The organism is Actinosynnema sp. NPDC059335, assembly GCF_042752395.1.
Taxonomy (GTDB): Bacteria; Actinomycetota; Actinomycetes; order Mycobacteriales; family Pseudonocardiaceae; genus Actinosynnema.
The window spans coordinates 1-7,110 of record NZ_JBHYXZ010000160.1; the positions used below are offsets into that span (position 1 = coordinate 1).

The 7,110-nt window shown below is 73.1% G+C and carries 6 protein-coding genes; all 6 read left to right on the top strand.

Translation table 11 applies throughout. The features are described from left to right. Positions 1-671: 671 nt before the first annotated feature. Positions 672-1,844, top strand: a complete 1,173-nt coding sequence (locus tag ACFXGA_RS33415) for a 3-deoxy-7-phosphoheptulonate synthase (RefSeq protein ID WP_378094941.1) — start codon at positions 672-674, stop codon at positions 1,842-1,844. 83 nt (positions 1,845-1,927) lie between these two features. Next, positions 1,928-2,587, top strand: coding sequence for an isochorismatase family protein (locus ACFXGA_RS33420; RefSeq protein ID WP_378094943.1), 660 nt, complete (start codon positions 1,928-1,930; stop codon positions 2,585-2,587). Beyond that, entirely contained in the window at positions 2,584-4,497 is a 1,914-nt protein-coding gene (locus ACFXGA_RS33425; RefSeq protein WP_378094945.1) for an anthranilate synthase family protein, read from the top strand. The genes ACFXGA_RS33420 and ACFXGA_RS33425 overlap by 4 nt, the downstream gene beginning before the upstream one ends. Positions 4,498-4,732: 235 nt before the next feature. Further along, positions 4,733-5,593 carry an ABC transporter substrate-binding protein gene (locus ACFXGA_RS33430; protein ID WP_378094947.1) on the top strand — a complete coding sequence of 287 codons (861 nt, stop codon included), beginning with the start codon at positions 4,733-4,735 and terminating at the stop codon, positions 5,591-5,593. Between the two features lie 92 nt (positions 5,594-5,685). After that, positions 5,686-6,645 (top strand): amino acid ABC transporter permease, encoded by a 960-nt coding sequence (locus ACFXGA_RS33435; protein WP_378094949.1) that lies wholly within the window; start codon positions 5,686-5,688, stop codon positions 6,643-6,645. Positions 6,646-6,655: 10 nt separating this feature from the next. Continuing rightward, positions 6,656-7,110 (top strand): ATP-binding cassette domain-containing protein (locus ACFXGA_RS33440; RefSeq protein WP_378094951.1); only part of this gene is annotated, 455 nt, incomplete at its 3' end.

The window sequence follows — 7,110 nt, forward strand, 5'->3', positions numbered from 1 at the left end:
ACCGCCTGTCCCTGGGCGGACATCAGGACCACGATCGCCCGACGTAATCGCACCGGGTCCTTCGCGGTGCGACCGATCCGGGCCAGCTTGCGGCCCTCCTCCATGGACAACGGCCGGACGAACACCTCCGGACGACGACCCACGACCACCTCCCGCTCGACATGGGAGGACCAGCCTGGACCGTCAGCCCGCCACGCCGATTAGCGGTCAACGTTCCGAGATGCAGCACTAGGTACGGGGAGCACCTACCTGCCGGGTCCGCAGGTGTGCGGACGCTCCCCCCGCGGCGAGCGGTCGGCGGCCGTTCCGGGTGCCGTGGAATCGGGTGTGCTCCAGCCACACCTCCGTTCAGCCCAGCGGGTTGTCCCGGGCGAAGGTCGCTCACCGGGAAAGGCGCAGGTCACCGCGTCGGCGACGGCATGCCGAAGCGACCCCGACCAGCGGCCGGCGCGCCGTGCCGCGCCGGCGAAGCCGAAGGGCCCTCGCCACCGCGGGCGGGTTCGCCGCCCGGCCCGCGACCTGACGGATGCGGCGTCGATTCTTTGCCCGCCGTCGCGCCGCGCCCCCACGATCACGGTGTCGACGAAGTGGTGTTCAGCCCTGAACTGAGCCGTACGACCGCGCGGCTTCCGCTTGCGCTCGTGCCGAGTCCCTTCGTGATTGGAGAGTCCGTGAACATCGCCGGGCGCGTTCGTCCGACCGGGGTCGCCCTGCAGCAACCCGACTGGGACGACCGCGAGTCCGTGAACCGGGTCCGGGACACGTTGGCCGCCCGGCCGGGCCTCGTCGCCGCGGCCGAGGTGGCACTGCTGCGCTCCGCGCTGTCGGCGGTGGCCGCGGGCCGCGCGCAGGTCGTGCAGGCGGGTGACTGCGCCGAGGACTTCGCCGAGTGCGAGGCGGGCTACGTCGCGCGCAAGGTCGGCCTCCTCGACGTGTTGGCGGGCACGATGAGGATGGCCACGCACCGGCCGGTGGTCCGCATCGGCCGCATCGGCGGCCAGTTCGCCAAACCCAGGTCGAGCCCCACCGAAGAGGTCAACGGCGTGGTGCTGCCCGCGTTCCGGGGCCACATGGTCAACCGGCCCGACCCCGACGCGGAGCGCCGCAGACCCGATCCCGAGCGGATGCTGATGGGGTACGACGCGGCCGCGACCGTCAGCGCGCTGCTCGGTTGGGGCGGCGCGGCGCGCCGGCTGGTCGACCCTCCCGTGTGGACCAGCCACGAGGCGCTGCTGCTCGACTACGAGATGCCGTTGCTGCGGCAGGACGAGCGCACCGGGGCGACGTTCCTGGCGTCCACGCACCTGCCGTGGATCGGCGACCGCACCCGCCAGGTCGACGGCGCGCACGTCGAGCTGCTGGCCGGGGTCGCCAACCCGGTCGGCTGCAAGGTCGGCCCGTCCACGACCGCCGACGAGCTGCTGGCGCTGGCCGAACGCCTGGACCCGCGCCGCGAGCCCGGCAGGCTGGTCCTGATCGCCCGCATGGGCGCCGGCCTGGTCACCGAGCGGCTGCCCCGGCTGGTGGCCGCCGTGCGCACGGCCGGCCACCCGGTGGTCTGGCTGTGCGACCCCATGCACGGCAACACCACGCGCACCGACGAGGGCCTCAAGACCCGCTACCTCACGACCGTCGTCGCCGAGATCGAGCTGTTCCAGCGGGTGCTGCGCGCCGAAGGCGGCGTCGCCGGCGGCCTGCACCTGGAGACCACGCCCGACGACGTCACCGAGTGCGTCGTGGACGAGTCCGAGGACCGCCACGTCGGCGACAAGTACACGAGCTACTGCGACCCCCGGCTCAACCCGGAGCAGGCGATTACCGCCGTGGCGGCGTGGACCGGCTGACCGCGCCGGCCACCGCGACCCCACCGTTCGGACCCGGGCACGGCGACACCGCGCCCGGGGCGCGATCGTCAAAGGAGCGACACATGACCGGTATCCCCCCGATCGCCACCTACCCGTTGCCGACGGCGGGCGACCTGCCCCCCAACACCGCGACGTGGACGGTGGACCCGACGCGGGCGGTGGTGCTGATCCACGACATGCAGCGCTACTTCGTCCGGCCGTTCCCCCGACCCGTGCGCGACCGCGTCGTGGCCAACATCGCGGCGGTGCGCGCGGCGTGCGCCGACCGCGGCGCCAAGGTGGCCTACACCGCGCAACCCGGCGGCATGAGCGAGCGGGACCGCGGTCTGCTCAAGGACTTCTGGGGACCCGGCATGCGGGTCGACCCCGAGGACCGCCGCATCGTCGACGAACTCGCGCCCGCCGACGAGGACCGGGTGTTCACCAAGTGGCGCTACAGCGCGTTCTTCCGCTCAGACCTGCTGGAGTGGATGCGCGCGGACGGCCGCGACCAACTGGTCGTGTGCGGCGTGTACGCGCACGTGGGCGTGCTCGGCACGGCGCTGGACGCCTACGCCAACGACATCCGCGCGTTCCTGGTCGCCGACGCCATCGGCGACTTCACCGAGCAGCACCACCGCATGGCGGTCGACTACGCGGCCCGGTGCTGCGCCGTGGTCGCCACCACCGACACCGTCCTGGACCAGGTCCGGGCGGCGCACGAGCAGAAGGCGGCGCTGTGACGGGCAACGGTGACCTGCTGGACCGGATCCTCGCCGCGCCGCACCGGCCGTTCGCGCTGGTGCACCGCGCCGAGGCGGGACAGGGCCGGGTGGACGTGCTGGTCGGCGAGGTGTCGACGCCCGACACGCTGGCGGGCATCGCGCTGCCGGACGGCCCGGTGGCGCACGACCGGCACGACGTGCTGGCGATCGTGCCCTACCGGCAGATCGGCGAACGCGGCTACGCCCACCGCGACGACGGCGAGCCGCTGATCGCGCTCACCGTCGCCGACCAGGACGCGCTGCCGCTGGACGACCTGCTGCGCAGGCTGCCCGACGTGCCGCTGGAGCTGGACCGGGGCCGGTTCGAGCCGGACGACGAGACCTACGCCGGGATCGTCCGCCGGATCGTGTCCGACGAGATCGGCCGGGGCGAGGGCGCGAACTTCGTCATCCGCCGCACGTTCGTCGCCGACGCCGCGGGGTTCTCGCCGGTGTCCGCGCTGTCGTTGTTCCGCAGGCTGCTGCGCGACGAGACCGGCGCGTACTGGACGTTCGTCGTGCACACCGGCGACCGCACGTTCGTCGGCGCGACACCGGAACGGCACATCAGCGTCACCGGCGGCACGGCCGTGATGAACCCCATCAGCGGCACCTACCGCTACCCGCCGTCGGGGCCCTCGCTGGACGGCGCGCTGGAGTTCCTGGCCGACAACAAGGAATCCGACGAGCTGTACATGGTCCTGGACGAGGAACTGAAGATGATGGGCCGCGTCTGCGAGGGCGGCGGCATCGTCCACGGGCCGTACCTGCGCGAGATGGCCAGGCTGGCGCACACCGAGTACTTCATCACCGGCCGCACCGAACGCGACCCGCGCGAGATCCTGCGCGAGACGATGTTCGCGCCCACGGTCACCGGCAGCCCGCTGGAGAGCGCGTGCAAGGTGATCGGCCGTCACGAGCCCGACGGCCGCGGCTACTACAGCGGCGTCATGGGCCTGATCGGCCGCGAGGCGGGCGGGCGGCGGTCCCTGGACTCGTCCATCCTCATCCGCACGGCCGTGGTGGACGCCGGGGGAGAGCTCCGCATCGGGGTCGGCGCGACGCTGGTGCGGCATTCCGACCCGGTCGCGGAGGCCGCCGAGACCAGGGCCAAGGCCGCGGGGCTGCTGGCCGCGCTCGGCTCGTCCGGCGGAACCGGGCGGGCCGACCGGGTCGGCCTGGCCGAGCACCCCGACGTCCGGGCGGCGCTGCGCTCGCGCAACACCGACATCGCCGGGTTCTGGTTCGCCGCCGACGACTCCCGCGACGCGCCGCACCCCGACCTGGTCGGCCGTCGGGTGCTGATCGTGGACGCGGAGGACACGTTCACCTCGATGCTGGCGCACCAGCTGCGCGCGCTCGGGCCGGAGGTCGTCATCCGCCGCTTCGACGAGTCCTACGACCTGGACGGGCACGACCTGGTCCTGATGGGGCCCGGACCCGGCGACCCCCGCGACCGGCACCACCCGAAGATCGCCCACCTGAGGTCCGCGGTGGGCACGCTGCTGGCGCGCCGGCTGCCGTTCCTGGCGGTGTGCCTGAGCCACCAGGTGCTCAGCGCCGAGCTGGGGCTGCCGCTGGTCCGCCGCGAGGTGCCGAACCAGGGCATCCAGCTGCCCGTCGACCTGTTCGGCACGGTCCGGCGCGTGGGCTTCTACAACACCTTCGCGGCCCGCAGCGCGGAGAAGGTGCTGCGCCACCCGCGGGTCGGCGCGGTCGAGATCAGCCGCGACCCGGTCACGCACCAGGTGCACGCCCTGCGCGGGCCGCACTTCGCGTCCATCCAGTTCCACGCGGAGTCGGTGCTGACCCAGCACGGCCCGGCGATCCTCGGCGACCTGTTCGCCGGTCTGGTCGCCGGCCTGCCCGTGGGGAGCCGTGCGAGGTGACCCACGACCGCGGGGCAGGAGGGCTGGCGGACACGGCCACGCTGGCCGGGTCGCGGGGAGCCGTGCGACTCGACCGGTCGGGCGGTCCGGCGGGCGCCGCCGCACCGGCGTGCGCACGGGGAGCGGCGTGGCGGACCCGGCCGCCGGAACCGGTCTCGCCGGGCTGTTCGAGGGCAGCCGCACGCCGTGACAGGCCGGGCGGTCCGGCGGAGACCGGCGACGAGCGGGGAGCGCCATGAACCACCACCGACGATTCCGCCGGTTGCTGGCGGCGACGGCGTTGGCCGCTGCGGCGGGCCTCACCGCCGGGTGCGTCTACGTCGGCGAGGCGTCCGGCCCCGGGCCGGCCACCCGGCCGTCCTCCGGGGCTCAGCCGCTCAAGGTCGCCGTCTTCAACAACTACCCGCCCGCCGAGTACGTGGAGAACGGCGAGCTGACCGGGTGGATGATCGAGATGCTCGACCCGCTCGCGCGGGAGACCGGGCTGACGTTCGAGATCGTGCAGGTCACCAACTTCAGCACGCTCATCCCCGGCCTGCAGAGCGGCCGGTTCGACGCGGCGGCGGCGAACCTCACCGTGTCGGCGGAGCGCACCGAGATCATCGACATGGTCACCGTCGACGCCGTCGGCACCGGCTTCTCCACCGCCAACGGCAGCGGCATCGAGGTCCGGTCCGCGCTCGACCTGTGCGGCCGCGACGTCGGCATCCTCTCCGGCTCGGTGTTCGAGCCGCAGCTCCGCGCGATCAGCGACGAGTGCACGGCCGCCGGCGCGCCACCGGCCCGCGCGCACCTCTACCCGGACAGCAGCTCCGCGGTCCTGGCCGTGGGCAACCAGCGGGTGAACGTGTTCATGGGCTCCTACTCCGAGGTCGTGCACTCGGCCAACCAGTCCGGCCGGCTGACCGTGCAGCCCTACCAGTTCGCCAAGCTGCCGGAGGCGATCGGGTTCCCCAAGGGCTCGCCGCACACCCGCGCCGTCCTGGACGCGGTCAACAAGCTGATCGCCTCCGGCGAGTACGAGGCGCTGCTGGCGAAGTGGAAGGTGCCGGGCATCGCGATCACCGAGTCCCGGCTCAACCCCGAGGTCCCCTGACCACCGCGTCCCCGACCACCGGCGTCCCGTTACCACGGGCGTCCCGTTACCACCGGCGTCCCCTGACCACCGGCGTCCCCGACGGAGAACCCATGTCGCGCAGGCACACCCCACTGGTCGAGCCACGGGCCGAGGACGACCCGACCCCGGTCGGCGCCGGGCGGCGCGTCCGCGCCCCGGTGCACGTCGGCTGGTGGATCGTCACCGCCGTCGTCGGCCTGACGCTGCTCAACATCGTCGGCGCGATGGCGCAGAGCCCCAACATGGACTGGGGCGTGGTGTGGGACTTCTTCCTGTCCACCGACGTGCTCGCCGGGCTGCTGCGCACCCTCGAACTGACGGTCATCGCGATGGTCTTCGGCATCGCCGGCGGCGTGCTGCTCGCGGTCATGCAGCTGTCGCCCGTGCCGGCGGTGGTGTGGTTCAGCAAGACCTACGTCTGGTTCTTCCGCGGCACGCCGCTGCTCGTGCAGATCCTGTTCTGGTACAACCTGGCGGCGCTCGTCCCGTCGATCGGGCTGAGGGTGCCGTTCGGCCCGGTCCTCTTCCAGGTCGACACCAACGACCTGATCACGCCGTTCCTCGCGGCGATCGTGGCGCTCGGGCTCAACGAGGCCGCCTACATGGCCGAGGTGGTCCGCGGCGGCCTGCTCGCGGTCGACCACGGCCAGCACGAGGCGGCGCGGGCGCTGGGCATGAGGCACGGGCAGACGCTGCGGCGGGTCGTCATCCCGCAGGCGCTGCGGGTCATCGTGCCGCCGACGGGCAACCAGGTGATCAGCATGCTGAAGGCGTCGGCGCTGGTCAGCGTCACCTCGACGCCCGAGCTGCTGTACTCCGTGCAGATCATCTACAACACCACGTTCGAGACGATCCCGCTGCTGATCGTGGCGAGCATCTGGTACCTGATCGTCACCAGCGTCCTGCACGTGGTCCAGCGGTACGTGGAGCGGCGCAGCGCACGAGGGGAGCACCGCCCGTCCGCCGCGCCGCCCGCCCGGTCGCGCGTGCGCCTGCGACCGCCCTTCACCCGCCGCACGCCGTCCGAGTAGGAGGAGCACCGTGCCCCAGACCGTCCTGCGCATCCGCGACGTGCACAAGAGCTTCGGCCGCACCGAGGTGCTGCGCGGCATCGACCTCGACGTGGCCGCGGGCGAGGTGGTGTGCCTGCTCGGGCCGTCCGGCTCGGGCAAGAGCACCCTGCTGCGCACGATCAACCGCCTCGAACCCCTCGACCGCGGCGCGGTGTACCTCGACGGCGAGCTGATCGGGTACCGGGAGTCCCGGGGACAGCTCGTGGAGCTGTCGGACCGGCGGCTGTCCCGGCAGCGGGCCCGGTTGGGGATGGTGTTCCAGTCCTTCAACCTGTTCCCGCACATGACCGTGCTCCAGAACGTCGTCGAGGCCCCGATCCGGGTCAAGGGCGAGGACCCCGCCGCGGGGCGGGGCGCCCGGCTCCACCATCTGGCGCGGGTCCGGCGGGGGCTGCCGCCCCCCGCCGACCCCCGCGCGCGGTA

Bases quoted from the DNA above. Each gene is read 5' to 3' on its own strand.
- ACFXGA_RS33435 (WP_378094949.1), top strand. From the start codon at position 5,686: ATGTCGCGCAGGCACACCCCACTGGTCGAGCCACGGGCCGAGGACGAC.
- ACFXGA_RS33430 (WP_378094947.1), top strand. From the start codon at position 4,733: ATGAACCACCACCGACGATTCCGCCGGTTGCTGGCGGCGACGGCGTTG.
- ACFXGA_RS33420 (WP_378094943.1), top strand. From the start codon at position 1,928: ATGACCGGTATCCCCCCGATCGCCACCTACCCGTTGCCGACGGCGGGC.